Annotated in this window: 23 protein-coding genes, 3 tRNA genes and 1 pseudogene; 16 read left to right on the top strand and 11 right to left on the bottom strand. The window is 66.3% G+C overall.

Going from position 1 to position 25621, the window contains the following annotated elements:
- Positions 1 to 68 precede the first annotated feature (68 nt).
- Positions 69 to 2117 (bottom strand): protein-disulfide reductase DsbD, encoded by a 2049-nt coding sequence (locus HWN72_RS14020; RefSeq protein WP_211150483.1) that lies wholly within the window; start codon positions 2115 to 2117, stop codon positions 69 to 71.
- A 98-nt stretch (positions 2118 to 2215) separates the two neighbouring features.
- On the opposite strand from HWN72_RS14020, the gene HWN72_RS14015 reads away from it, so the two are divergent.
- The 4 genes from HWN72_RS14015 to HWN72_RS14000 all read left to right on the top strand — a co-directional run bounded on the left by HWN72_RS14015 (position 2216) and on the right by HWN72_RS14000 (position 6614).
- A complete protein-coding gene (locus HWN72_RS14015; protein WP_008829700.1) occupies positions 2216 to 3886 on the top strand; it encodes an alkaline phosphatase family protein in 1671 nt (556 codons plus the stop codon).
- Entirely contained in the window at positions 3883 to 5124 is a 1242-nt protein-coding gene (locus HWN72_RS14010; RefSeq protein WP_008829699.1) for an FAD-dependent monooxygenase, read from the top strand. The genes HWN72_RS14015 and HWN72_RS14010 overlap by 4 nt, the downstream gene beginning before the upstream one ends.
- Before the next feature lie 205 nt (positions 5125 to 5329).
- Complete coding sequence (locus HWN72_RS14005; RefSeq protein WP_008829698.1) at positions 5330 to 6184, top strand: trans-aconitate 2-methyltransferase; 855 nt, start codon at positions 5330 to 5332, stop codon at positions 6182 to 6184.
- 229 nt (positions 6185 to 6413) lie between these two features.
- Positions 6414 to 6614 carry a secretion chaperone CsaA gene (locus HWN72_RS14000; protein WP_008829697.1) on the top strand — a complete coding sequence of 67 codons (201 nt, stop codon included), beginning with the start codon at positions 6414 to 6416 and terminating at the stop codon, positions 6612 to 6614.
- 131 nt (positions 6615 to 6745) lie between these two features.
- Here HWN72_RS14000 and HWN72_RS13995 read toward each other — a convergent pair whose 3' ends face one another.
- Positions 6746 to 7924: a TonB-dependent siderophore receptor gene (locus HWN72_RS13995; RefSeq protein WP_008829696.1), complete on the bottom strand. Its 1179-nt coding sequence runs from the start codon at positions 7922 to 7924 to the stop codon at positions 6746 to 6748.
- A gap of 544 nt (positions 7925 to 8468) precedes the next feature.
- A tRNA-Gly gene (locus HWN72_RS13990) sits at positions 8469 to 8542 on the bottom strand.
- 158 nt (positions 8543 to 8700) lie between these two features.
- Between HWN72_RS13990 and HWN72_RS31095 the strand changes: the two are divergent.
- A pseudogene (locus HWN72_RS31095) lies at positions 8701 to 8891 on the top strand (IS5/IS1182 family transposase); the annotation flags it as partial.
- Positions 8892 to 8948: 57 nt separating this feature from the next.
- Here HWN72_RS31095 and HWN72_RS13985 read toward each other — a convergent pair.
- Both HWN72_RS13985 and HWN72_RS13980 read right to left on the bottom strand, forming a co-directional pair.
- Positions 8949 to 9024 (bottom strand) — tRNA-Thr (locus HWN72_RS13985).
- A gap of 105 nt (positions 9025 to 9129) precedes the next feature.
- Positions 9130 to 9205 (bottom strand) — tRNA-Val (locus tag HWN72_RS13980).
- Positions 9206 to 9374: 169 nt separating this feature from the next.
- Between HWN72_RS13980 and HWN72_RS13975 the strand changes: the two genes are divergently transcribed.
- Entirely contained in the window at positions 9375 to 11126 is a 1752-nt protein-coding gene (locus HWN72_RS13975; RefSeq protein ID WP_248006008.1) for an SLC13 family permease, read from the top strand.
- Between the two features lie 25 nt (positions 11127 to 11151).
- Here HWN72_RS13975 and HWN72_RS13970 read toward each other — a convergent pair whose 3' ends face one another.
- Positions 11152 to 11733: a DoxX family protein gene (locus tag HWN72_RS13970; RefSeq protein WP_036526938.1), complete on the bottom strand. Its 582-nt coding sequence runs from the start codon at positions 11731 to 11733 to the stop codon at positions 11152 to 11154.
- Positions 11734 to 11933: 200 nt separating this feature from the next.
- Positions 11934 to 12488 carry a dCTP deaminase gene (gene dcd / locus HWN72_RS13965; protein WP_008831254.1) on the bottom strand — a complete coding sequence of 185 codons (555 nt, stop codon included), beginning with the start codon at positions 12486 to 12488 and terminating at the stop codon, positions 11934 to 11936.
- Between the two features lie 86 nt (positions 12489 to 12574).
- On the opposite strand from dcd, the gene HWN72_RS13960 reads away from it, so the two are divergent.
- The 4 genes from HWN72_RS13960 (at position 12575) to HWN72_RS13945 (ending at position 16526) form a co-directional block, all read left to right on the top strand.
- On the top strand, positions 12575 to 13273 hold the full coding sequence (locus tag HWN72_RS13960) for a hypothetical protein (protein ID WP_037520273.1): 699 nt from the start codon (positions 12575 to 12577) through the stop codon (positions 13271 to 13273).
- A 46-nt stretch (positions 13274 to 13319) separates the two neighbouring features.
- On the top strand, positions 13320 to 14441 hold the full coding sequence (gene wecB, locus HWN72_RS13955; protein ID WP_008831252.1) for a non-hydrolyzing UDP-N-acetylglucosamine 2-epimerase: 1122 nt from the start codon (positions 13320 to 13322) through the stop codon (positions 14439 to 14441).
- Positions 14431 to 15744 (top strand): UDP-N-acetyl-D-mannosamine dehydrogenase, encoded by a 1314-nt coding sequence (wecC, locus tag HWN72_RS13950; protein WP_211150481.1) that lies wholly within the window; start codon positions 14431 to 14433, stop codon positions 15742 to 15744. Before wecB ends, wecC begins: the two co-directional genes overlap by 11 nt.
- A 263-nt stretch (positions 15745 to 16007) precedes the next feature.
- Positions 16008 to 16526, top strand: a complete 519-nt coding sequence (locus HWN72_RS13945) for a CHAP domain-containing protein (protein WP_008831250.1) — start codon at positions 16008 to 16010, stop codon at positions 16524 to 16526.
- 163 nt (positions 16527 to 16689) lie between these two features.
- Here HWN72_RS13945 and HWN72_RS13940 read toward each other — a convergent pair whose 3' ends face one another.
- The 3 genes from HWN72_RS13940 to HWN72_RS13930 all read right to left on the bottom strand — a co-directional run bounded on the left by HWN72_RS13940 (position 16690) and on the right by HWN72_RS13930 (position 18235).
- A complete protein-coding gene (locus HWN72_RS13940; RefSeq protein ID WP_008831249.1) occupies positions 16690 to 16917 on the bottom strand; it encodes a hypothetical protein in 228 nt (75 codons plus the stop codon).
- Between the two features lie 147 nt (positions 16918 to 17064).
- Positions 17065 to 17739 carry a CDP-alcohol phosphatidyltransferase family protein gene (locus tag HWN72_RS13935; RefSeq protein ID WP_008831248.1) on the bottom strand — a complete coding sequence of 225 codons (675 nt, stop codon included), beginning with the start codon at positions 17737 to 17739 and terminating at the stop codon, positions 17065 to 17067.
- A gap of 79 nt (positions 17740 to 17818) precedes the next feature.
- A complete protein-coding gene (locus HWN72_RS13930) occupies positions 17819 to 18235 on the bottom strand; it encodes a secondary thiamine-phosphate synthase enzyme YjbQ (protein WP_008831247.1) in 417 nt (138 codons plus the stop codon).
- Positions 18236 to 18297: 62 nt separating this feature from the next.
- Between HWN72_RS13930 and HWN72_RS13925 the strand changes: the two genes are divergently transcribed.
- The 6 genes from HWN72_RS13925 (at position 18298) to HWN72_RS13900 (ending at position 23958) form a co-directional block, all read left to right on the top strand.
- The gene (locus HWN72_RS13925) at positions 18298 to 19098 is read left to right on the top strand and encodes an enoyl-CoA hydratase-related protein (RefSeq protein ID WP_211150480.1); all 801 of its coding nucleotides are present in this window, start codon (positions 18298 to 18300) and stop codon (positions 19096 to 19098) included.
- A 90-nt stretch (positions 19099 to 19188) separates the two neighbouring features.
- A complete protein-coding gene (locus tag HWN72_RS13920) occupies positions 19189 to 20676 on the top strand; it encodes a diguanylate cyclase (protein ID WP_008831038.1) in 1488 nt (495 codons plus the stop codon).
- A gap of 102 nt (positions 20677 to 20778) precedes the next feature.
- Positions 20779 to 21690: a LysR family transcriptional regulator gene (locus HWN72_RS13915; RefSeq protein ID WP_248006007.1), complete on the top strand. Its 912-nt coding sequence runs from the start codon at positions 20779 to 20781 to the stop codon at positions 21688 to 21690.
- 137 nt (positions 21691 to 21827) lie between these two features.
- The gene (locus HWN72_RS13910; RefSeq protein ID WP_036526946.1) at positions 21828 to 22805 is read left to right on the top strand and encodes an alpha/beta fold hydrolase; all 978 of its coding nucleotides are present in this window, start codon (positions 21828 to 21830) and stop codon (positions 22803 to 22805) included.
- A gap of 53 nt (positions 22806 to 22858) precedes the next feature.
- Positions 22859 to 23488: a pyridoxamine 5'-phosphate oxidase family protein gene (locus HWN72_RS13905; protein WP_008831035.1), complete on the top strand. Its 630-nt coding sequence runs from the start codon at positions 22859 to 22861 to the stop codon at positions 23486 to 23488.
- On the top strand, positions 23488 to 23958 hold the full coding sequence (locus HWN72_RS13900; protein WP_008831034.1) for a nuclear transport factor 2 family protein: 471 nt from the start codon (positions 23488 to 23490) through the stop codon (positions 23956 to 23958). Before HWN72_RS13905 ends, HWN72_RS13900 begins: the two co-directional genes overlap by 1 nt.
- Positions 23959 to 24101: 143 nt before the next feature.
- Here HWN72_RS13900 and HWN72_RS13895 read toward each other — a convergent pair whose 3' ends face one another.
- A complete protein-coding gene (locus HWN72_RS13895) occupies positions 24102 to 25532 on the bottom strand; it encodes a CHAD domain-containing protein (protein ID WP_248006006.1) in 1431 nt (476 codons plus the stop codon).
- Positions 25533 to 25621 lie beyond the last annotated feature (89 nt).

Raw genomic sequence — 25621 nt, 5'->3', positions numbered from 1 at the left:
GTGCCGGGCGCCCTGAAGCTATGTGGGCTGGTCACGGCCAGCGGTCCCGGATCAAGTCCGGGACGACGTCATCTTGCCTTTTCCGCCAGCAGCGCGGGCGTGAGCACCTGAGGCAGCGTTTCGGCGCGTCCGTCGCGGCCGTACCAGACGTATAGGGGAACCCCCGCCGCGCCCTGTTCGGTGAGGTAGCGGGTGATCGCGGGATCGCGCCGGGTCCAGTCGCCGCGCAGCACCACGACTCCGGCCTTTTCGAAGGCAACGCGGGTGTCCTCGCGCTCGATCGCGGCGGCTTCGTTGACCTTGCAGGTGAGGCACCAGTCAGCGGTCATCCATACGAAGACCGGTTTGCCGCTGGCGCGTGCCGCTGCCAGTGCCTCGGGCGAGAAGGGTCTGGCCTTGATGATCGAGGTTTCCTCCTGCGCCTGTGGGCGCGGCTCGGGCATCGTCAGCACGCCGACCGCCAGTACTGCCAGCGTCGCGAAAGCGGGCATGAGCGCGCGTTTCCCAGAGCGTTGCGCGCGTCCAACGAGGCCGAGCAGGGCGAGCACCAGCGCGGCCAGCGCGGCGACGTAGGCGAGCGAGGCCGAGCCGCCGAGGCGCCAGATCAGCCACGCCAGCGCCAGCGCGGTCAAACCCATCGGCACTGCCATGACCCGCCGGAACGTCACCATCCACTTCCCCGGCCGGGGCAGGCGCGCGCGCAGGGCGGGCACGAAGGCGACGGCGAGGAACGGCAATGCGATGCCGAGACCGAGCGTCGCGAACAGCGCCATTGCGGGCACGACCGGCAGCAGCAGCGCCGCGCCCATCGCGCTCGCCATGAACGGGCCGGTGCAGGGCGTGGCGACGAATGCGGCGAGCAGGCCGGTCGCGAAGGCTCCCTGCGGAGAGCCTGCCGAGGCGAAGCCGGGGACAGAAAATTCGAACAGACCCAGCAGGTTGGCGGTGATGGCGACCGCCAGCGCGAAGAGCGCGACGACGACGACCGGCTCCTGCAACTGGAAGGCCCAGCCGACTTGCTCGCCGCCAGCCCGCAGCGCCAGCAGCGCCGCGCCGAGGCCGAGGCAGGCGAGGATCACGCCCGCCGCATAAGCCAGTCCCTCGATCCGCGCATGGGCTTCGCTCTCGCCAGCGCGGGCGAGGCTGAGGGCTTTGAGCGAAAGGATCGGGAAGACGCAGGGCATCACGTTGAGCAGCAGTCCGCCCGCCAGAGCCGCCAGCAGCAGCCAGGGCAGGGCGGGGAGCTTGGGCGCTTCGCTTCCCGCCAGCATGGTGCCGCCGCTCGGCACCGGGCCGGGTCTGGCGGTGAGGGTGATGCCGTTGCCTGCGGCGTCGAGACGCAGGACGGCGTCGATTCCTGCGGCATTCTGCGGGGCGAAGCGGGCGCGGGGGATCGTTACCAGCAGCATGTCGCCCTTGCGTGCGAAGGCTTGCGGAGCAGCATAGTCGATCAGTTTGTCCTGGCCGACGAAGAGGTGCGGGGCCTCCAGCGGCACCGACGCCGGGAGCGGGATGGCAAGGCGCAACGTCTTGTCATTCAACGCAAAAGCGGCCGGCGTATCGAGCGGCGCGGGCAGGCGCTGGGTCCACGTGTCGAAGCGCGGATCATGCGGCGCACCGGCCGCGATCTCGGCCGCGAGTTCGGCGCGTTCGGGGACGCAGATCTGTTCAGTGCAGGCCAGCCACTGGGCCTTCACGTGCACGGGAATCCGCCCTTTTCCGGCAGGAACCGTGACTGGGACCAGCACCGCGTACTCGCTTTCGTAGACGTGGTTCATCAGGCCCTGAACCACCAGCGTCTGCGGCACCGGATAGCGCGGCTGCCCCGTCTTCACGCCCTCGGGCACGTCCCACGACAGCTGCATCCCTAGGCCTGCATCGCCCGGATTGAGCCAGTATCCGTGCCACCCCGCCTCGGGCGTCATGCGGATGGCGAGGGTGGCTTTCCCGTCTTTCACCGGCCCGGCGAGCAGCTCCGCCGCGATATGCGTAGGGGCATGGGGGGGCGCCGCGCGGGCGGGCACCGAAACGGCACCCAACAGGACCATAAAGGCACCCAGCAGCACCATGAGGTGACACAGAACTGTCACAGGCAGTCGGTAGCGGCGCTTTTGCATGGTGCTCCGTGAGGTTAGGCGAGTCTTGCGCCTGATCGACGATCGCGTCATCGCTGCATCTGCATCCAACGCTCGGACATTTCAAGGAACCTCCCCCGATGCGCCTCCCGCTCTCCTCGCTCGTTGTCGCTCTTGCGCTCGGCGCTTCCGCTCCCGTCTTCGCGCAGGAGGCCGCTCCGGCCCCGGCGGCACAGGCCGCTCCGCAGACCCCGCCCAGGCTGATTGTCGCGATCTCGGTCGACCAGTTCTCGGCCGACTTGTTCCAGCAGTATCGCGAGCGCTATTCGCAGGGCCTTAACCGCCTGCTGCAGGGCGCGGTGTTCCCCTCGGGCTTCCAATCGCATGCCGCGACCGAGACCTGCCCCGGCCACTCAACGTTGCTGACCGGTGTGCACCCCAACCGCACCGGCATCGTCGCCAACGACTGGTACGTTCCGGGCATCGCCCGCGCCGACAAGAAGGTCTATTGTTCCGAGGACGAGACCGACCCGAAGAGCAGCTCGGAAGATTCGGTCATCAAGCCGGACCACCTGATGGTGCCGACGCTGGGCGATCTGCTCAAGGCGAAGAACCCCAGGTCCCTCAACGCCGCCGTCTCGTTCAAGGACCGCGCGGTGGTGATGATGGGCGGCCACACCACCGATGCCGCCTACTGGATCAAGGGCAAGGGCTTCGTCACCTACGAGGATCGCAAGGTCTCCCCCGCCGTTGTCGCGGAAAACCAGGCGATCGCCGCCGCGGTCAATGCGGGCGCGCCCGAACTGCCGGTGCCGGGCTGGTGCGGCGGCGTCGACCATGCGATCCAGATGGGCGGCTTCACCATCGGCACGTATCGCTTCCCGCTGAAGGCCGGCGATTTCAAGGGCTTCTTCAACAGCCCGCGCACTGACGAGATGACCACCGACATGGCCATCCGCCTGCTCGACGAGATGCCGCTGGGCAAGGACGATGTGCCCGACGTGCTCTCGGTCAGCTATTCGGCCACCGACAAGGTCGGCCACGCCTACGGCAACGAGGGCGTCGAGATGTGCATCCAGATGAACGTTCTGGACCAGACCATCGGCAAGCTGCTGGGGGCGCTGGATGCGCGCGGGATCGACTATGCGGTCGTGCTCAGCGCTGACCATGGCGGCGCCGACGCGCCCGAGCGCATGAAGCTGCAGGGCGTGCCCGAGGCCAGCCGCCTCGACCCCTCGCTGACCGATGACGCGCTCTCCGCCTCGGTAGGCAAGGCGACCGGGATCACCGTGAAGGAAGGCCCGCTGCTCTACGGTGCGGGCGCTTCGGGCGACATCTGGCTGAACGCCGGGCTCACCGCAAAGCAGCGGCAGAAGGTCATCGCCGAACTGGTGTCGCAGCTGAAGGCCAACCCGCAGATCTCGGGCGTCTATACCGCCGAGGAACTGAAGAAGGTCAAGGTGCCCGCCGGTCACCCGCAGGACTGGACCGAGATCGAGCGCGTCGCCGCCTCGTTCTACCCCGGCCGCTCGGGCGAAGTGCTGATGATGACGAAGCGCGCCGTCGTGCCGGGCACCAAGCCCGTCCCCGGCTACACCGCCACCCACGGCAGCCCGTGGGACTACGACCGCCGCGTGCCGATGCTGTTCTGGCGGGGGGGGATGCCCTCCATGGAGCAGGCGCAGCCGGTCGAGACGGTGGACATCGCCCCGACCCTCGCCGCGCTGGTGGGCCTGAGCGAACCGGCGGGTACATGGGATGGAAGGTGCCTCGACATCTACGCCGGGGAGGCCGATAGCTGCTCGCGATGAGCGACTCGAATACGACTGGCACGGCGCCCGAAAGGCGCGATCTTATCATCCTGGGCGGCGGTCTCGTCGGCATGACGCTGGCGCTTGCCGCCGCCCGGGCGGGCATCACCGCCCACGTGGTCGACCGCGCCGATCCGGCCGATCTGGTGGCCGAGGGCGCGGACGGCCGCGCCTCGGCGATCTCGACCGCGAGCTGGAACCTGTTCACCAACATCGGCCTCGCGCCGGCGCTGGAGAAGCTGGGTTGCCCGATCGCCTCGATCGCGGTGACCGATGGCATGAAGCCCGGCCGCATCGACTTCACGCCCAAGGCCGAGGAAGGCACTTTGGGCCGCATGTTCGCCAACCGCGACTTGCGCATCGCGCTGTTCGATGCGGCGCGGCAGGAACCGAACATCGCCTGGCACGTGCGCACCGAAGCCGTGCGCAAGGATCGCGGCGCTCACGGCGTCGAGGTGGAACTCTCTGACGGCCAGGTTATCCGGGGCTCGCTGCTGATCGCGGCGGAAGGGCGCCAGTCGCCGACGCGCGACGAGGCTGGTTTCGCGCTGGCGAAGTGGGAATACCACCACCGCGCCTTCGTCACCGGGCTGTTCCACGAAAAGCCGCATGACGGCACCGCCTGGGAAATCTTCTACCCGGCCGGGCCGTTCGCGCTGCTGCCGCTGCTCGACGATGCACAGGGCCGCCACCGCAGCGCGCTGGTCTGGACCGTCGCGGAAAAGGATGCGGCGGGCGTCAGCGCCATGCCGGATGCGATGTTCGTGAACGAAGTGTTCGAGCGCATGCACGGCGTGTTCGGCAAGATCGAGCTGTCGGCCCCGCGCATGAGCTATCCCTTGCGCTTCCACCACGCCGGGCGCGTGGTCGAGGAGCGCCTCGCGGTGATCGGCGATGCTGCTCACGGCATGCACCCGATCGCCGGGCAGGGCCTGAACCTGGGCCTGCGCGATGTCGGCGCGCTGGTGGAAGTGCTGACAGACGGCATGCGCCTCGGCCTCGAACCCGGCGACGCGCAGATGCTGGCGCGCTATGAGAAGTGGCGCAGCCTCGACAGCCTGATGGTCATGGCCGCGACCGACGGGCTGACCCGCCTGTTCGGCATTCCCGGCCGCACGGCCAGCGCCGTGCGCCGCCTCGGAATGGGCGCGGTGCAGCGCACGCCGCTGCTCAAGCGCTTCTTCATGGACGAGGCGCGGGGCATGTCGGGCAAGCTGCCGGAGCTGCTGCAGGCGTAAGCGCGGCGATGCGCCAAGTGCTGCCGCTCCCTTCATCATCCCCTTGAACCCCTTTCCGTCATTCCCGCCTTCGCGGGAATGACCAAGGTGTGGCGCAGCTCATTTGCGCTCGCACTTCTGCTTTCGCGCGCGGGCGGCGGGTGCGGTGACTTGTTCTCTTAGTCTATTCGGTCTAGTTGATAATCATTCGCAACTGGGAGTGATCATGACGAAACCGGCGGTCTATCAGGTCAGCGACTGGAGCGGCAGCAGCGGTGATCGCTGGGCAAGCAACCAGCGCCGCCTCGATGCGATGCTCGAGGTTTTCGGGGAGGCGGCAATCGCGGCAGCCGATCCTCGGGCTGGCGAGCATGTGCTCGACATCGGGTGCGGAGCGGGGGCGTCCAGCTTCGTGCTGGCCGACCGCGTTGGGCCCGAGGGCCAGGTGCTGGGCCTCGACATATCGCCGCAACTGATCGAGCGCGCGCGTGAACTGGGTGAAGGCGCGGTGGACTTCGCGCTGGACGACGCGGCCACGGCGGAGCTTGCCGTGCAGGCCTACCACCTGCTGTTTTCGCGCTTCGGAGTGATGTTCTTCGCCGATCCCGCCGCCGCCTTCACGCATATGCGAGCGGCCTTGAAAACCGGCGGAAGGCTGGCTTTCGTGTGTTGGCGCGGCGCGGCCGAGAACGACTGGGTGCGGCTGCCGATGGGCGCCATCCGGGACATTCTGCCGCCGCCGCCCGCGCCCGACCCGGAAGCGCCCGGTCCGTTCTCCTTCGGCGATGCGGCAAGGGTGGAGCGTCTGCTGGTCGAGGCAGGCTTCACCGGCATTGCGATAGCCCCCTTCGACGCCGAAATCCCCTTCGGCGAAGGTCCCTCTCGCGAGGCTGCGATCGACGATGCGGTGCAGATGGCCTTCGAGGTCGGCCCGCTTTCGCGCGCGCTGGCCGATCAGGACGAAACCGTGCGCGCCCGCTGCGCATCCGCCGTCCACGCCGCCTTCGCCGCGCGCCCCGGCGAGCGCTCGGTCATGATCGACGGCGCGGCATGGATCGTCACCGCGCGCAATCCGGGCTAGCCTGCGGGAAGTGGATACTGCCGTGGCGGTCCGGGCCGGCGCCGGTTCGCGCGCTGGGCAAGCCGGGAATCCCGCGTCGAACCACGCATTTGCGCCGCGCGGACCCGCAAAGCAGAATCCACCGCGCCGCGATCGCAAAACGGGATAAGTCGCGGTCGTCCCCTGCGCAATCGGCCATTATCGCGAACGCCTGCACCTACAACACAAGGGGTCAAAGCAGGAGAACGCAATGAACATGCAATCGCTGCTGGGGCAGGATGCGCCGCAGGATCTGCTGGGCACGCAAGTCTGCTGCGTCGTCAACTTCGCGGCGCGAAATATCGCGGGCTTCTGCTCCGAAGTGCTGATCCTCGGCGCGCCGGGAGAGGGGCGGGACGTGATCGTCGTCACTCCGCGTTCGGTGGTCGAAAACGGCGCGGCGCTGTTCTGAGGGTGTGGGCCGGTGCCGCGAAGTTAGCCTCCAGCGAATTTCCAAACGATCTCGGACTTCAAAAAAATGGCCCGGAACGCTGGGGGTTCCGGGCCGAGTGGGAGGGTTTCCGCTGAGGCGGTCTCCCGCCGTCAGATCTTGAAGTTGAGCCGGGCGTAGTAGTAGCCGCCCTGCCAGGGCACGACGCCATCGACGTAAGTGCGGCCGTTGGTGTCGTCGATGCGGTTGACGTCCGGATAGTTGTCGAAGATGTCGCGCGCGCCCAGCGTCAGGGTCAGGCGCTCCATCAGCGGCATCGAGACTTCGGCGTCGAACAGGGTCTCGGTGCCGTACTTCTGGATCGCATGGCTCGCCGCCGTCGTCTGGCGCGACCACGGTCCGAAGAAGTTGGTGCGCAGCATGACGGAGACGGGGCCGATCTGCTGGTTGATCGTGGCATTGGCGCGCGACTTCGGATCATTGTGCTCGAAGTTGTAGAGCGTCGTGGAATCGAAGCTGACGGTCGAAACCAGAACCTTGTCCACCTTGTAGGAATTGGTGTTGAAGGCCGCCGTCAGGTTGGTGGAGCCGATGTCCAGCCAGTCGGCGCGGTAGGAGGCCACCACGTCGAGGCCCTCGGTCGTGGAATCGATGGCGTTCTGGTAGAACTGGATGCGGTCGATCGAATCCGCGCCGACGATCCCGGCATCGACCATCGCCTGCTTGATCGCGCTCGTCACCACGATCTGCGAGCTGGTGTAGAGCTGGTCGTAGAGCTTGATGCGATAGGCATCGACCGTCAGCGTGAAGTTCGGCGCCGGGGTCAGCGTGAAGCCCACTGAGTAGTTCTTCGACCGCTCGGGCTTCAGGGGATTGGCGCCCAGATACTGCGCCACCGCGTTCGAGGTCGGGTAGAGGCCGACGTTGAGCTGGACGCCGCCGACGGTCTGGATCGAGGTCTGCGTCATGTTGATCTGCCCGGCTGTGGGGGCGCGGAAGCCGGTGCCGATCGACCCGCGCGGGCCCAGCCAGTCAGTCAGGTTGTAGCGCGTCGCCGCCTTCCACACGAGCTTGCTGCCGAACATCCGGCAGTTCTCGAAGCGGGTGGCGAGGTCGAGGAACCAACGGTCGGTGATGTCACTGGTGACTTCGCCGTAAAGCGACTTGTTGTTCGTCGTCCAGCGTCCGGAAGCGGCGGGCGAGATGCCGGTAATGCCGTTCGAGCCGGGCTGGAGGACGTTATACACCGGGTCGCTGGCGCTGGTGCAGTTGATGCCCTGGTTCGTGGGCGCATTGGCGGTCAGCGTACCTGCGCGCCGCCGTGGCGACATGAGCGAGGCCGGACACGATCTATGACTTGCGCGCAAGGGGGCAGTGGCACTCCGCAGCCGGGGTTCTGATGCTGAACCGGCCGGGTCGCGCACAGACGAAGAAGCACCGCCCGACGATCCCCGTTGCGCGCCAGTTCGCGCCGTGGCTCGACGAAGCGATGGAGCGCGAGAACTACCTGCCAGTCTCGACGATCAAGCATGGATGGAACGCCATGCGCCTGCACCTCGGGTTGCCGGGCGATGCCGAGGCTGGCGAGAAGCTGGTGCGTCGCAGCGTCGCGACGATCTGCCGCCGCACCATTGGTGAGGCGAATTGGGTTCAGGGCAAGATGATGCTCGGGCACAACAAGTCTGAGATTTCGGACATCTACGCGGTGCCAGACCCGGCCAACCTCGGCCTAGCGCTGGCAGCGACAGAATCGCTGATAGACGAGATTGAAAAGCGTGTTCCGGGAGCGTTTTACCGCGCCGTTACCGCGCGAAATCGCTATGCGCCCCGCATTGAAGGTGGTATAAAAGGTGAGATTTCTGCTGATTTAAAGGCTGGAGCGGGTGAAGGGAATCGAACCCTCGTATTCAGCTTGGGAAGCTGCTGCTCTACCATTGAGCTACACCCGCAAACCGGCGGAATTCCGTCAGTTCGGTTGATCGGCTGATTCCGGTTTTACAACTAGTCCGTTCAACCGTTTCGCTCCTGCCACAAGCCGCTCGGTCCGGTCAACATAATGATGCCGAATACGTTTGACCGGAACCGGTCGAAGGACCGCCTCTTCACCCAGAGGGCCGAGTACCAGACGGTTGTGATCGACGCGACCTATCTCAAGGCCCACCGCACGGCTTGCGGCTTGCGGCTTTCGGGTAAAAGGGGGATTTGGGCGCCTGATCGGACGGGCCAGGGGGCATGAATATCAAGTTTCACGCCCATACCGATGCCAATGATCGCTCCTTGAGCTTTCTCATCACGGCCTGCCCGACGACTTGCCGAAGCCTTTACGAAGGTGGTGCGCTTACGTGACGGAAAAAGTGGTGCCGCTTACAGGATTCGAACCTGTGACCCCATCATTACGAATGATGTGCTCTACCAACTGAGCTAAAGCGGCATGCCTTGCAGGCAGGCGCGGCGTTTACATGCGGACGGCGCTCCGTGCAATCGCATTTCGCGCATTTTTTTCACCAATCCGGAAACCGCTGATTTGCCGGATAAATGGTGGGCGGTGAGGGGCTCGAACCCCCGACCCTCTCGGTGTAAACGAGATGCTCTACCAACTGAGCTAACCGCCCGCGCCTTGCGCTGGAGGCGCTATTGGCGCTTCGCGGGCTCGACGTCAATGGTGCAACGTGGCCTGGCTGGCACCGAGGCGCTTCCCGCGCATTTCTTCCATGCACTCCCGCCTGCTTCCGAGGCCCGATGACCTTTCAGCAATATCTGTCTATCGCCCTGCTTTGCAGCATGATGGCCCTCTTCATCTGGGGCCGCTTCCGCTACGACGTTACTGCAGTCATCGCCCTGTTGGCCGGCTTGGCACTGGGGCTCGTCAGCCCCGAGAAGGCGTTCGCCGGTTTTGCCGACGATATCGTCATCATCGTCGGCTCGGCGCTCGTGCTTTCGGCTGCGGTGCAGCGGTCGGGGCTGATCGAGAAAGCCGTGGCATGGGCGGGCCGGTGGCTGGGGCGCACGGGATCGCAACTGCTGGTGCTCACGGCGTCAGTGGGCCTCGCCTCGGGGCTCATCAAGAATATCGGCGCGCTGGCGATGCTGATGCCTGCCGCCGGGCAACTCGGCCGCAAAAGCGGAACCAACCCCTCGCGTTTTCTCATGCCGATGTCGTTCGCCGCCCTGCTGGGCGGGCTGACAACGCTGGTTGGGACCTCGCCCAACATCATCGTCAGCCGGGTACGCGAGCAGATGACAGGCGAGCCGTTCGCGATGTTCGACTACCTGCCGACCGGGCTCGGCCTGCTGGCCATCGGGCTGGTCTTCCTGCGCCTGTGCTACCGCCTGCTCCCGGCCGACCGGCGCGCGGTGGCGACGATGGGCGAGGCGCTCGACATCGCCGACTACACGATCGAAGCCCGGGTCCGCGAGGATGCCCCGGTGGTGGGGAACACCGTTGCGGCTTTCCTGAGAGAGCATGACGGCGAGGTCGATGTGACGGCGGTGCTGCGTCATGGCCTCTCCGGTGAGGTTCGGCCGGACCTCGTGCTGGTGGAGGACGACGTGCTGATCCTTGCAGGCGAGCCCGATACGCTGGAGCGCGCGGTCGCGGCGGGTGGCCTGGATCCCAGCGGCCGTGACGCGGACGACGACGGGGCCGAGAGCGAGCATACGGCGCGCGCCCGCGACGACGTGGGCGTGATCGAGGGTGTCGTCACCGCGCGCTCCGCGCTGGCGGGAAGTTCGGCAAGCCGGTTGATGCTGCGCGAGCGCATGGGGCTGCGCCTCGTCGCCATCTCGCGAGAGGGGGAGAGCCTGCGCGCCAAGCCGGCCAGCATTCTGATGCAGCCCGGCGACGTGATCGTGCTGCAAGGAGCGCTTTCCGCCATGCCGGGAAGGCTGCGGCAGCTTGGCGTGCTGCCGCTGGCGCAGCGTCAGATCGCGCTGGGAGCGACGCGCAAGGGCTGGCTGGCGGTCGGAATTCTTGCCGCTGCGATGCTGGCGACGGCGACCGGGCTGGTGCCGGTGGCCGCGGCCTTTTTCGCCGGAGCGGGCCTCGTGGTCATCACCGGAGCCCTGTCTGTCGACGACGCCTACGAGGCCGTGGAATGGCCGATCCTCATCATGCTGGGGGCGCTGATCCCGGTGAGCGGGACGCTTCAATCGACCGGGGCTTCCGATGTCATGGCGACGGGGCTGGCGGCACTCGCGCGCGACATGCCGCCATGGGGTGCGGTGGCGCTGGTGCTGGCGGCGTCGATGGCGGTGACGCCGTTCCTCAACAATGCCGCGACGGTGCTGGTCATGGCGCCGATCTCGGCCGTGTTCGCCGGCGATCTCGGCTATCGGCCCGATGCGTTTCTGATGGCGACCGCGATCGGCGCGGGATGCGATTTCCTGACGCCGATCGGGCACCAGTGCAATACGCTGGTCATGGGGCCGGGGGGCTATCGTTTCGGCGACTACGCGCGGCTTGGGGCACCGCTCTCGCTGCTGGTGCTGGTGCTGGGCACGCCGCTGATCATTCACTTCTGGCCGCTGCGGTAGTCCGCAGCGGCAAGGCCCATCGACTTTACCAGTCGAACCAGCGGCGGTTGCGCCAGCCTGTACGGCGCACTTCGGGCACGCCGTCGTGGTTGACGTCGGTGACAACGGTGCGCGGTTCATGCGCCGTCTGTCCCTGCGCCAGCACATCGGCGCGGGCTTCGGCACGGGCGGCACGCAATTCGGCGTCGCGTACGCGCGCATCCGCGTCGCGCGCGGCGATCTCGCCCCGGCGCTCGCGGGCGATGGCGTAGTAGTGGCTCCACATCTGGCTATGCGCGAAGGCCAGCGCGAGGCCGCCGATGATCGCAAGGTTCTTGAGCGCCATGACCCGCTGCATCGGGTCGCCGAACTGCGCGTGGAAGAACAGGATCGTCAGCGCGGTGAACCCGGCCAGCAGCACCGCCACCAGCCGCACCATGAACCCGGCGGCAAGGCACAGCCCCGCCAGCAGTTCGAACAGCCCGGTGGGAATGGCAAGGCCCGAGGGCAGACCGGCGGCGACGATCATCGTCTCGGTCGCGGATATGTCGGCGAGCTTGCCCGCCCCGGAAAATATGAAGATGAGGGCGATCAAAATCCGCCCGATTATCGCGGCAATCTTCGACACGGCTTTTCTCCCGGCCTGTTTTATGCCGGGAGAAGCGGGTTCGGCCCAATATTGTTCCCTGTCAGATTCTCTGCGGCACCGCCCCACGCCCCCACCCGGCCTCCCATCAAGTATACTTCCGTGGGAGGCCGGGTGGGCCAAGTACTTGCAACTGGGGCCGGTGCCGCCAAATTCGCTTCAGCGAATTTGCAGACAGGCTCTCAGAGCCGGGGCAGCGTCACTCCGCGCTGGCCCATGTACTTGCCCGCGCGGTCGGCATAGCTCGTCTCACACGGTTCGTTGCCCTTGAGGAACAGGAACTGGCAGGCGCCCTCGTTGGCGTAGATCTTCGCGGGCAGGGGGGTGGTGTTCGAGAATTCGAGCGTCACGTGGCCTTCCCAGCCCGGTTCCAGCGGCGTGACGTTCACGATGATGCCGCAGCGCGCATAGGTGCTCTTGCCCAGGCATATGACCAGAACGTCGCGCGGGACGCGGAAGTATTCGACCGTGCGGGCCAGCGCGAAGGAGTTGGGCGGGATCACGCAGACGTCGGTGGTACGGTCCACGAAGGAGTTCGCCGCAAAGTCCTTGGGATCGACCACTGCCGAATCGACGTTGGTGAAGATCTTGAACTCCGGCGCGACGCGGGCGTCGTAGCCATAGGAAGACAGGCCGTAGGAAATGCACCCGTCGCGGCGCTGCGCCTCCACGAACGGCTCGATCATGCCGTGTTCCTGGGCCTGCTGGCGGATCCACTTGTCGCTGAGGATAGACATGGCGCGGGTGTTACCCAAGCGGTGCGGGCGGGCAAGAGCCTCGTGCGGGGTTGTCCACGTGGAAAGGCGGGGATAGGCTGAGCCCCGTGACGATGCTTCCCCGCCGCTTCGCCCTGACGCTGGTTTCGCTGGCTGCTCCATTGCTCGCTCTGACCGCGTGCAATCCCGAATCGGATGCAGGCGCCGAGCCGCCGCCTGCCGCGAAGATCGACCCGAGCCCGCAGGCCAAGGCCAAGGCGGCCGAACTGGCGAAACGGGAGGACGCGCAACTCGCCTGGCTGAAGACAACACTCGACAAGCCCGCGCATTCGCAGGTCTATTCTGCCGCGATCGGACAGGCGCGCGGCCGCGCCGAACATTGCCAAGACCAGCACTGCATCAACCGCGCCCTGAAGCGCCGCGAAAGCCGTCTCAACTTTGCCGAGGGCAAGCACGCGCGTATCCCTTTCCTGCCGTTCCCGTCGGGGCAATTCGCGCGGGGAGAAGCGGGCTATTCCGGCCCCGTGCGGATCGTCCCGCTAATCGACGGCAAGGCGATGCTGGTCATCTCGCTGTCCTTCAAGGGTCGCCCGTCCTGCACGCTGGACGGGGTCATGAGCCGCGACGACGACAAGCAGACCTGGACCGTCGCCTCACTGGAAGAAGGACTGCCGATGCTGGTCTTCACCCCCAGCGGCAAGGACGCCTTCCAGCTGTCCTATGCCGAAGCCGGGCACCAGCCGCACACGGATGATTATTGCACGGCGGGCACGAGTATCGACGGACGCTATACTCTGGCGAAATGAAAAGGCTTTAGTCTCCATTTAACACACGGCTGCTAAGCCCCGCCGTATGACCGCACGCATCCTCGTCGTTTTCGGCACGCGCCCGGAAGCCATCAAGCTGTTCCCCGTCGTCCACGCGCTCAAGGCCGATCCCCGGTTCGAGTGCGTGGTCTGCGTCTCCGCGCAACACCGCCAGATGCTCGATCAGGTGCTGGAGATCGCCGGGATCGTGCCTGATCACGACCTCGACGTGATGCAGCCCGACCAGACGCTCGACGCGCTGACGGCGAACCTGCTCACCGGGCTGGGCAAGGTGATGGACGAAGTGAAGCCAACCCGCGTGATCGTGCAGGGCGACACCGCCACCGCCATGTCGGGCGCTCTCGCGGCCTATTACCGCAAGCTGCCGGTCGATCACGTCGAGGCAGGGCTGCGCAGCTACAACATCTACCATCCGTGGCCCGAGGAGGTGAATCGCAAGATCATCGGCGCCATGGCGAGCCTGCACTTCGCGCCCACCACCACCAGCGAGGCTGCCCTGCTGCGCGAGAATGTGGCGGCCGACCGCGTCCACGTCACCGGCAATACCGTGATCGACGCGCTGCATTGGGTCACCGCCGAGATTGAGCGTAATCCCGCTCTCGCGTCAGGCCTCGCCGACCTCGAAACCCGCTTCGCAGGAAAGCGCATCATCGGTGTCACCAGCCACCGCCGCGAGAACTTCGGGGAGGGCATGGAGCAGATCGCGCAGGCCATCCGCGAAATCGCATCGCGCCCCGACACGGCGGTGATCTTCCCCGTCCACCTGAACCCCAACGTGCGCAAGGTGATGAACGAGCGTCTTTCCGGCCTCGACAACGTCGCGCTGATCGAGCCGCTCGACTACCCGCACTTCGCCCGGCTGCTGGCGATCAGCGAGATCATGCTCACCGATTCGGGCGGCGTGCAGGAGGAAGCCCCGGCCCTCGGCAAGCCGGTACTGGTGATGCGTGAGACCACCGAGCGGCCCGAAGGCGTCGAGGCGGGCACCGCGAAACTCGTCGGCACCGATGCGCGCCGGATCGTTACCGAATTATCAACCCTGCTCGACGATAAGACCGCCTACGAGGCCATGGCGCGCGCCCACAATCCATTCGGAGACGGGCAGACCTCGCGCCGCATCCTGGAGCTGCTTGCGAATGAAATCTGATAACAAACCCTTGGTCTGCGTCGTCGGCCTCGGCTACATCGGACTTCCCACCGCCGCCGTGATCGCCCGTTCGGGCAGCAAGGTGCTGGGCCTCGACGTGTCGCAGAAGGTGGTCGACACCATCAATCGCGGCGAGATCCATATCGAGGAAGTCGACCTCGACGGTCTCGTGCAGGGCGTCGTTTCGCGCGGGCTGCTGTCGGCCTCGCTGGAGGTGGAGCCCGCCGACGTCTTCGTGATCGCGGTGCCCACGCCGTTCGAGAAGGACGAGAAGGGCGACCACGCCCCTGACATCTCGTATGTCCTTGCAGCGGGCCGCAAGATCGCGCCGGTGCTCAAGGCGGGCGACGTGGTGATCCTCGAATCGACCTCGCCGGTCGGCACCACCGAGAAAATGCGCGACATGATCGCGCAGATGCGCCCGGACCTGAAAATTCCCGGTCTGACGCGCGAAACCCCGGACATCTCGATCGCCTACTGCCCCGAGCGCGTCCTGCCTGGCCGCATACTCGAGGAACTGACCAACAACGACCGGTCGATCGGCGGCATCACCCCGCGCTGCGCGCGCAAGGCGCTGGCGTTCTACAAGCGCTTCGTGCGCGGCGAATGCGTCACCACCGACGCGCGCGCGGCCGAGATGACCAAGCTGGTCGAGAACGCCTACCGCGACGTCAACATCGCCTTCGCCAACGAACTGTCGATCGTCTCGGACCGCATGGGGCTGGACGTGTGGGAGGTGATCCGCCTCGCCAACCGTCACCCGCGCGTCAACATCCTCTCGCCCGGCCCGGGCGTCGGCGGCCACTGCATCGCGGTGGACCCCTGGTTCATCGTCCACGGCGCGCCCGAGGAAACCCCGCTGATCCGCACCGCCCGCGGCGTCAACGACGGCAAGATGCACCACGTCATCGCCAAGGCCGAAGCCCTGATCGAAGCTCATCCGGACGCACGCATCGCCTGCCTCGGCCTCGCCTTCAAGGCCAACATCGACGACTTCCGCGAGAGTCCGGCCCGCTTCGTCGCCAGCCGCATCGCGCGCAAGTTCGGGGAGCGCGTCTCGATCGTCGAGCCCTATGCCGCCGAACTGCCGATCGAGTTCACCGACACCGGCGTCACCCAGATCGACATCGACGAAGCGCTGGAGACTTGCGAGATCCTGATCGTGCTGGTGGACCACGACGTCTTCCGCGTCGTGCCGCTGGCCGAACGCGCGACCAAGCTGGTCTACGATACGCGCGGCATCTGGGCCGACCAGCCCCGCGTCGTGCGCGAGGAAGCGGCGAAGCTGGCTCTGGCGAGCTGAGGCGGCCCAACCTGCGTCACCCGCGGACGAAACGAAGAAGCCCGGAGTAGCACTACGCTGCCCCGGGCTTCTTCGTTTCGCTGATGGATAAGGCCGATTCGGCGCCACCCGGCAAAATTTGCCTAGTTGTTCCAGAATCTTGCGACCAAACACTTCATCGCATTTCGTCGCTTGTGGACAGTGCGACGAACCGTGCGAGAGGGACGGTGACCGCCTGCCCCCTTCGCTATCGCAACAAGAGTTGCGCGTTATAACTCCTGTCCATGAAATTCGTTCCCGCACTCGCTCTGGCCGCTGTCGCTCTGTTCACCCAGCCGGCCATGGCCCGTCCGCTCCAGTGCGCACCTTATGCGCGGGAACATTCAGCCATCGATCTGCACGGCAACGCTGCAACGTGGTGGGGTCAGGCCGAAGGCACGTACGCGCGCGGCAAGACCCCGATGACCGGCTCGGTGCTGGTGTTCAAGGCGACCGGCGCGATGCCGGTGGGCCACGTGGCCGTCGTCAGCAAGATCGTCGATGAGCGCCATGTGGTGCTCAACCACGCCAACTGGTCGCGCCCCGGCATGATCGAGAAGTCGGCCATGGCCGAAGACGTCTCGGCCAACGGCGACTGGAGCAGTGTTCGCGTGTGGTACGCCCCGACTCAGTCGCTGGGCCTGCGCACCAGCCCGACCTTCGGCTTCATCTACGCGCCTGGCGCCGCTGCCGCCGATCAGAAGCCCGGCCTGCCCAGCGACACCTTCCAGGCCGCTTTCGCGCAGCTTCCCTCGCAGGGCTGATCTCTATTTATCGCCGCTGTTGCCGTCCCGGACTTGACCCGGGACCGTAGACGCGTGTGCGCCCGATCCTGGGTCAAGCCCGGGACGGTACAGGATGCGAAAGCGGACGCCTCCCCTGCCGAACGCAGGGGGTACTCGGTGGCGGCCCGCTTTCGCAGCCTGATTACTTGCAGACCCTGACCTTCTTGCCGCGCTGCACCTGATAGCGGCAGGTCACCTTCTTCGCGGGCTGCTTCTTGGTAACGCCAGTCTTGCGCACGGTGGTGGTCTTCTTCACCACCGGCCTGGCGGCGGTGTGCGTATCATGCTGCGCCGTCTGCGCACCGGCCACGGACGGTGCGAAAGCGCCCAGCGCAAGGGCGGCGAGGATGGTCATGCTGGTCTTGTTCACGGGTAGTCCCTGTTCTCGGATCGGCCGAATGGGCCAAGGGCGTCGCACCCGCCTTGGGACGGTGAAGACACCTGCGCGCCTGAAGTTCAGGTGAACGGGAGCGGAATTTACAAGAACTTACGTAGCATTACAGGCCGTGCAGGTCGGTCATTTGGCCGGGTCTATAAGCGCCAGCCTGCGGACCGACCGCGCGGTCTGCACCACGAACACGCCGATCAGGATCACGCCCACGCCGCCAACGAACCAGTCGAAAACGGTCATCGCCTCCATGTCGCGCTGCTTGTCGCCGAGGATCAGCATCGCGAACGTCAGGGAGATGAGGATCAGGCGCAGTTCGGTCGGCCCGGCGTTGAGGTACGACAGCCGCAACTCGCCCAGCACCCGCACCGCCAAGAAGGCGTGAATGCACAGCAGCAGGTAGCCGACCATGGCGATCAGCGAGACTTCCAGCCGCACATAGGGGCTCACGCCGATGCCGAGCAGGATCAGGAAAGTCGCGATACCGTCGCAGCTGTGATCGAGGAAATAGCCGTAGCGGGGCCGCTCGATATGGCGAAAGCGGGCGAGGCTGCCGTCCATCGAATCGCCGAACCAGTGCAGCAGGTAACCCGGCATGCACAGCCACAGCCAGTCTTCGTCGAGCAGGCTGGTGGCATATCCGGCGAAGATCAGGACCGCACCGACCATGCCCAGCGCGGTCAGCAGGTCGGGCTTCACCCAGGCCGGCATGCGTGCGCAGAGCCAGTTGAGCAGCCGCCGCTCCCCGATGGCAAGGAAGTTGCCCTGAATACGGACGGGGGGCGCAATACGATTTTCCTGCATGGGCCCTTATTGTGACAAGCGGATGGCTTGGCAAGGTAAACCGCCGCCGTGATGGGCCATTCCGTCGCGTCTGACGGGGTTATTCCCCCATCAAATGCACCGCGATCTCCCGGCAATGCGGTCGGCGCCGGTGTTCGGCCAGATAGATGCCCTGCCAGATGCCCAGCGCCATGCGTCCGTCGATCACCGGGATCTGCAGGTTCACGCCCGTCAGCGTCGCCTTGAGATGCGCAGGCATGTCGTCCGGCCCCTCGTCGTCATGGGCATAGTGCGCACCCTCGGGCGCCAGCCGGTCGAGCCAGGCGGCGATGTCCACCCGCACCTCGCGCGCGGCGTTCTCCTGGATCAGCAGCGAGGCCGAGGTGTGGCGGCACAGCAGCGTCAACAGACCCTCCTCGATGCCGGTCTGCGCCAGCCACTCGGCCATCGCCCGTGTGATTTCGGTGAACCCGCGGCCCGGCGTATCGATGGAAAGGATGGTCGAGGCTTGTCGCATTGCGCCACGGTGCCCGCTTGCGACGCCGCTTTCAACCACGGCGCGAAAGGAAGAGGACATCCATGGACACGCAGTTCTGCAAGGTGGCGACGGACGGCCGCGTCATGACCATCACCATCGACCGCCCCGAGATGCGCAACGCCCTTCACGCCGAGGCGCATTTCGAACTGTCCGAGGTGTTCGACCGCTTCGAAGCCGACCCGGCACTCTGGGTCGCGATCCTGACGGCCTCGGGCGACAAGGCGTTCTCGGCGGGCGCGGACTTGCGCACGCCGTCGAACAAGGACGATCCGCGTGCCTTCAGGGGCATGCCGGTGCCCGAGACCGGCTTTGCGGGCCTGACCTGGCGCTTCGCCCGGCGCAAGCCGGTGATCGCGGCGGTCAACGGCCTGGCGCTGGGCGGCGGGTTCGAGGCGGCGCTGGCCTGCGACGTGATCGTCGCGGCCGAGAGCGCCGCCTTCGGTCTCACCGAACCCCGGGTGGGGCTGGCGGCGCTGGGCGGCGGCATCCAGCGCATCGTGCAGGAACTCGGCCCCAAGCGCGCCCACGCCATGCTGCTGACCGCAAGGCGCATCACCGCCGCACAGGCGCACGACTGGGGGTTGGTGGCCGAAGTCGTGCCCGCAGAGCAGCTGCTCGAGTGTGCCCGGCGCTGGGCGGAGGAGATCGCCGCCTGCTCGCCCGCGGCGATCGTCGCGACCAGGGCGGTGATCGGGTCCTATTATGCACTCGGCATGGAAGGTTCCAACCGCGAGATGTTCGCATTGCCCGAAGTCCGCGCCATGCTGACGGGGCCGGACGCGCGCGAAGGCGGCAAGGCCTTGTTCGAAAAGCGAACTCCGGCCTGGGCCGAGCCACAGTAATACCCAAGTCGCACGGCAGTAGGAATTAACTTCGATTAAAGGTGCCTGTGGCAAAGATCATCGAAAGAGTGCCCCGCCCGAGGGAATGACATGCGGCACGGATCGAGGATCATCACTGCAGCACTTCCCGTCCTGTTCCTTGCAGGGCACGCCGGCTCGCTCCTGCTTGCCGGCAGCGCGGGCACGCAAGCCTCGTTCGCATGGCTGATCGCCGCTCCAGTCCTCGCGGGTCTGGCCTGCCTGTATCGCGGCTGGAAGGACGGTTTCGAGGGCTGGCTTCCCGCAGGCGCGGCGATGCTGTGCTGGGCAGGCGGCATGACATCGACGATGTTCGCCACGCTGTTCCTCGACATCGTGCGCGAAGACCGGCTGAGCATGCTGCTATACGTGCTCTACGGCGTGCCGCTGATCTTCGCGCTGGCCAGCCCTGCGGACGAGAAGTGGCAGGTCCGCCTGGTCGATGCCGCGCTGGCGACGGCGCTGGGTTATCTCTACTACATCCACGTCGGCAAGCTGATCTCGCAGTCCCGCACCCCGTTCGAGACGGTCGATGCGCTGCAGCTGATGTTCGACATCGAGAACCTGTTCATCGCAGCCTTCGCGACGATCCGCTTCCTCGTGCGCACCCGGCAGCGGGCGCCGTTCTTCCGCGCGATGACGGTCTACGCGGTGGTCTACATGCTCTGCGCGGGCTACATCAATCACTACCAGTCCGCGACGGCGTACGGCGGCTGGTCCGACCTTCTCGTCGACCTGCCGTTCATGGTGCTTGCCTGGCATGCCGTCGGCGAGCCCTACCGGCAGGGACTGGGGGCAGCCGGAGGCGCACGCGCGCCCAGGATCGTGCGCGCCGGAGGGCCGCTGCTGATCCCCGCGACACTGCTGACCGTATCGGTGCTGCTGGTATCCTACGACCCGATCATCGCGATCAGCGGCTGCGTCGCGGCTTCGCTCGGCTATGGTCTGCGCACGATGCTGGTGCAACTGCGCAACTTCGAGGAGCAGGACGAACTCGCTCGCCTCTCGCACGTCGATGCGCTGACCGGCATCGCGAACCGCCGCCGCTTCGACGAGGTGCTGGCCCGCGAATGGGCACGGCGCCGGGAAAGCCCCGAGCCGCTGGCCCTGCTGATGGTGGACATCGACCATTTCAAGCAGCTCAACGACCAGTTCGGCCACGCTGTGGGCGACCAGCACTTGCGCACCGTGGCGGCCGTCCTGTCCGGCTGCGCGCGGCGCGACAGCGACCTCGTCGCGCGCTACGGCGGCGAGGAATTCGCCGCGATCCTCACCGGCATCGACCCACAGGACGCCGGCATGATCGCCGAACGCATGCGGGCATCGGTGGAAGCGCTCGGCCTGCCATCCGGGACGGGCGAGGGCGTCGTCACGATCAGCATCGGCGTCGCCTGCACCCAGGCGCTCGACACCGAGGTCGCCGTATTCGTCTCGGCTGCCGATACGGCGCTCTATGATGCCAAGCACAGCGGCCGCAACCGCGTGGCCCGCCGCAGCGCCGTGCGCCTGCGCGCCGTCGATACGCCCCCGGTCTCCACCACCGGCGGCCGAGCGGCCTGAAGCGCCTTCGCGTCGACGCTCGATAACTTATCCCTGGGGCCAGGCCGGAAACATTGACCCCAAACGCCGATTGCGCCCATCTCCGGCGCGAACGCGGTGTCGATGGAGGACGTGGAATTGGATCGGTGGCAAGCCATGAGGATTTTCGTCCGGGTGGCAGAGACCGCAAGCTTCGCCGAGGCGGCAAGGCAAATGCACCTGAGCCCGCCGGCCGTCACGCGCGCGATATCCTGTCTGGAAGACGAGATCGGCGTGCGGCTGCTGGCAAGGACCACCCGGTCGGTGAAGATGACCGAGGCCGGACAGCGCTATTTCGACGACTGCAGGCGCATCCTGGTCGATATCGCGGAGGCAGAGGCTTCGGCGGCGGGATCGCACGGCAACCCCGCCGGCACGCTCGTCGTCACTGCGCCGGTCATGTTCGGGCAGATGCACGTGCTTCCCGTCCTGCTGGAATATCTCGATCTCTACCCGCGCGTGACTGGCAGAAGCCTGTTCCTCGACCGCAGCGTGAACATCATCGAGGAAGGAATCGATGTGGCGGTCAGGATCGGCAATCTGCCGCCGTCGGGCCTGACCGCCACGCGCGTGGGCTGGGTGCGCCGCGTAATCTGCGGCGCGCCGTCCTATTTTGCCGAGCACGGCGTGCCCCGATCCCCCGCCGATCTTGCCGAGCACCGCGTCATCATGCCGACCGGCGCCTGGGTTTCGCCCGAGTGGCATTTCGGCCCGGATTCGCGCACCAGCGTCACCGTTCACCCGCGCCTGCTGTGCAACACCAACCAGGCCGCCATAGCCGCAGCCGAACAGGGCTGGGGCATCACCCGCGTGCTGTCCTACCAGATCGATCCGGCACTGGCGCAGGGCCGTCTCCAGTCGGTGCTCGACGATCATGCGGAAAGCCCGATGCCGATACACGTGGTCCATGGCGAGGGCCGACGCGCGACCGCCAAAGTACGCGCGTTCGTCGATCTCGCCGTTGAAACGCTGCGAAACAATCCCCTTCTTCAATAGCGGCCATCGCGCGATAATTCCAATTATCGGAACAATGACTTTCAAAATTGCCGAATTATCGCTTCGATCAGTAAGAATTATATCTCCCTCAAGAAGCTGACGCAGATCGCTCAGCGGTTTCGACGAGGGTGGAAAAAATGACCAAGCAACTGATCCTGTCCCTGATGCTGGCGGGCGCGGCCATCGCCGCTCCTAGCGGTGCAATGGCGGCCACTACGCAGCAGATCACCGCGTCCAGCACGGCGCCGGCGACCGTTCACTACCGCACCGCGACCATCGAGGGCGTGAAGATGGCCTACCGCGAAGCCGGCCCGGCCGATGGCCCGGTGGTGCTGTTGCTGCACGGCTTTCCCACGTCCTCGCACATGTTCCGCAACCTGATCCCGTCGCTGGCGGATCGCTATCACGTGATCGCCCCTGACTATCCCGGCTTCGGCGAGAGCGATGCGCCCGATCACAAGCAGTTCGCTTACAGCTTCGCGCACTATGCCGACATGGTCGATGCGCTGATGGGCCAGATCGGTGCCCAGCGCTATGCGATGTACGTCATGGATTACGGCGCGCCCGTGGGCTACCGGCTGGCGCTCAAGCACCCCGAGCGGGTGAGCGGGCTGATCGTCCAGAACGGCAACGCCTATGACGAAGGGCTCGGCGCGTTCTGGGACCCGATCAAGACCTACTGGAAGAGCGGATCGGCCAAGGACCGGGCAGCGCAGGCCTGGCTGGTGACGCCGAAGGCGACCAAGTTCCAGTACACCGACGGCGTCCGTGACGTATCGCGGATCAGCCCGGACAACTGGGTCCACGACCAGGCGCTGCTCGACCGGCCGGGCAACAGCGAGATCCAGCTCGACCTGTTCTACGACTATCGCACCAATGTGCCGCTCTACCCGCAGTTCCAGCAGTTCTTCCGCGAGCGCAAGCCGCCGACGATCATCCTGTGGGGCAAGAACGACACGATCTTCCCCGAGCCCGGCGCGCACCCGTATATGCGGGATCTGCCCGAGGCCGAACTCCACATCCTCGATACCGGGCATTTCGCGCTCGAGGACAAGCTGGACGAGATGGCGCCGCTGATCCGGGATTTCCTCGATCGCAAGGTCGCGCCGCGCTGAACGAGGGCGGGGGCAGTCGCGAACTGCCCCCGCCTCAAATCGGAAGATACGCCATGTCTTACGGATTTCTCGATATCGCCATGACCCCCAGCGTCCGCGCGGCGCAGGCGGAGATGGGCGCGGACAGGCAGTGGGCCCATTTCGAGGGGAACCGCGAATTCGACCGGTTCACCGCGAACGAGGCCGCCTTCATCGCCGCGCGCGACAGCTTCTACATGGGGTCCGTCTCGGAAGACGGCTGGCCTTATGTCCAGCACCGCGGCGGCCCCGCCGGGTTCCTCAAGATGGTCGACGAGCGCACGCTGGCCTTCGCCGACTATCGCGGCAACCGCCAGTACATCAGCACCGGCAATCTGGCCGCGAACGACCGGGCCTCGCTGTTCTTGATGGACTATCCGCGCCGCATGCGGCTCAAGATCTATGCCCATGTCGACAAGCTGTCGCTTGACGAGGACCCGGCACTGACCGAACGCGTCATGGACAAGGGCTACAAGGCGCGGCCCGAGCGCATCTTCCGGTTCCGGCTGAAGGCGTTCGACTGGAATTGCCCCCAGCACATCACCCCCCGCTTCACCGAGCGGGAGATCGAACAGGCGGTGCGCCCGCTGCACGAGCGGATGGCCGAACTGGAAGCAGAGAACGCAGCCCTGCGCCTCCGGCTCGAAAAACGAGGAGAAGCATGATGGAAAGTCCACGCCCGCCTTTGCCGCCCTTCACGCTGGAGACGGCGGCCGAGAAGGTCCGCCTTGCCGAGGATGGCTGGAACAGCCGTGATCCCGAAAAGGTCGCGCTGGCTTATACGCCGGACAGCCAGTGGCGCAATCGCGGCGAATTCCTGAACGGCCGCCCCGCCATCATCGCGTTCCTGACGCGCAAGTGGCAGCGGGAGCTGGATTACCGGCTGATCAAGGAGCTGTGGGCCTTTCGTGACAACCGCATCGCCGTGCGCTTCGCATACGAATGGCATGACGACAGCGGCAACTGGTTCCGCTCGTATGGCAACGAGAACTGGGAATTCGACGAAACCGGGCTGATGCAAAGGCGCCTTGCCTGCATCAACGACACGCCGATCGCAGTGGAAGACCGGCGCTTTCACTGGCCCCTGGGCCGGCGTCCCGACGCACATACGGGTCTTGGCGATCTCGGATTTTAGAGGGTGACGGCATCGGGGCCAGTCACCGGATCGTCGGTCCGGATGACGGGACGTCGGTGGCAGGCGGCGGTGTTGGGCTGCAATCCCTTGCCATCATCCGCCCGCGAGCCCGCCGGCGAAGCCCGCGGCTCATCTCGAGGATGCTACGTCCAGAACCGCTTGGCGCCGATCAGGCTGTCATGATGGGCGGCGGCCTGCTCCAGCAGGGCTGCCTTTGCCTTCGGGTCGCCCGCGCGTCCATCCGCATCCCCGCCGGTGATGCCGAGCCGCCGCAGCGTTTCTGACGCCGCGGACAGGTCGTTGAGGTCGCCGAGGCTGTCTTGCAGGTCTTCGAGGGCCGACAGGAAGCGCTTGAACCGCCGGCGATCGCGTTTGCGGTCGTACAATGCAGCGAAGAACTCCGTGGCGTAGCGCAGCTTCTTGGCCGATTTGCGCAGTTCGTGGCGGCTCTCGTCGTCCAGCGCCTCAAGTCCGTGGCCCTGCCGCTTTACCTTCTTGCGCAGTTTGCGCAGGGTCCTCGCCGCGAAGCCGGGCACCGGTGTCGCCGCGGCCTCGGCGTTGGTGTCGTCGCGCAGCCACTCGCCCATGCTCAGCCATTCTAAGAGATCGATCATGAGCCCTCGCGCCCGCGCCGATTGCAGGGCGATGCCCACCGCGTCGTAGGCCGCGGCCCGGGCTTCCAGCAATTGCGTCCTGATCGCACTCTGCCCGGTCCGCTTGAGCAGCACGTCGATGTCGCGTGCCTTCCCGAGTTCGGCCGCCAGCCAGCGCAGTTCCGTGTTCAGCCTCGGCACGGTACGATCGACGAACACGCTCTTGTGGATGGTGAGCGCGGACCGCAGCCGCCGGATCGCCACGCGGGCCTGATGGAGCGCTGAGGCATCCCGGTGATCCAGCACGAGCGGGAGGTTGAGGCGATAGTGGCGCAGGCAGGCGAAACCGATGGCCTGAAGCGCACTGGCCACCGTCATGCTTTCGTCCAGCGCCACGCGGTGCGCCTTGGTGGCGGTCGGTGCGGGGCCGAGAAGCCGGTAACCGCGTTCCGCCTTGCTCATCACGCCAAGCTGGACCGGAGCCACCGCGTCGATTTTCCGGGCAAGCGCGAAGATCGCGGCCGGATCGCCGCTCTTGTGCTCCAGCTCGACCTCTGCGAACGACGTCTTGCGATCTCCGGCGATCACGCGGCCGTCGTCGAGCGAAATCTCGATGCCGCCGTCCATCCACTGGCGGCGTTCGTTCTCGACGGCGAAAACAGTCGCGATCGCTTCGGTGCCGGTGCCGATCAGGGCGCGGACCGGGCTGGTATGATCGAGCACGGGCTGGTCGTCCGCGACTTTGAATTCCCATTCCGGCCGAACGAACAGGCCCGCGGTGGCGCCGGAAGCCTTGACCGTCTGGACCCGGCGGTCGCCTTCCCGGCGGATGCGCAGCGACAGCCCGCCGCGCAGCAGGCTCTGGTCGGGCGTGTCGAAGTAGATGGCGCGCTGTGACACGGCGCCCGGCGCAGCAGCCAGCAGCTCCGACGCGCCGAGGGCATCCATGCCCGCCGCATCCAGCTCCAGCTTCAGTTCCATTTCCATGCCTCTGGACGGCTTGGGGGTCATCGGTTCGCCTCTTGTCCTGCCTTATCGGTGACCAACGGGCGAGCCGGCAAATCGTGACA

The organism is Novosphingobium sp. HR1a (genome assembly GCF_015594425.1).
GTDB classification, from domain to species: Bacteria; Pseudomonadota; Alphaproteobacteria; order Sphingomonadales; family Sphingomonadaceae; genus Novosphingobium; species Novosphingobium resinovorum_A.
The sequence above is the reverse complement of the archived record's forward strand: the minus strand, read 5'-3'. Positions and strand labels throughout refer to the sequence as shown.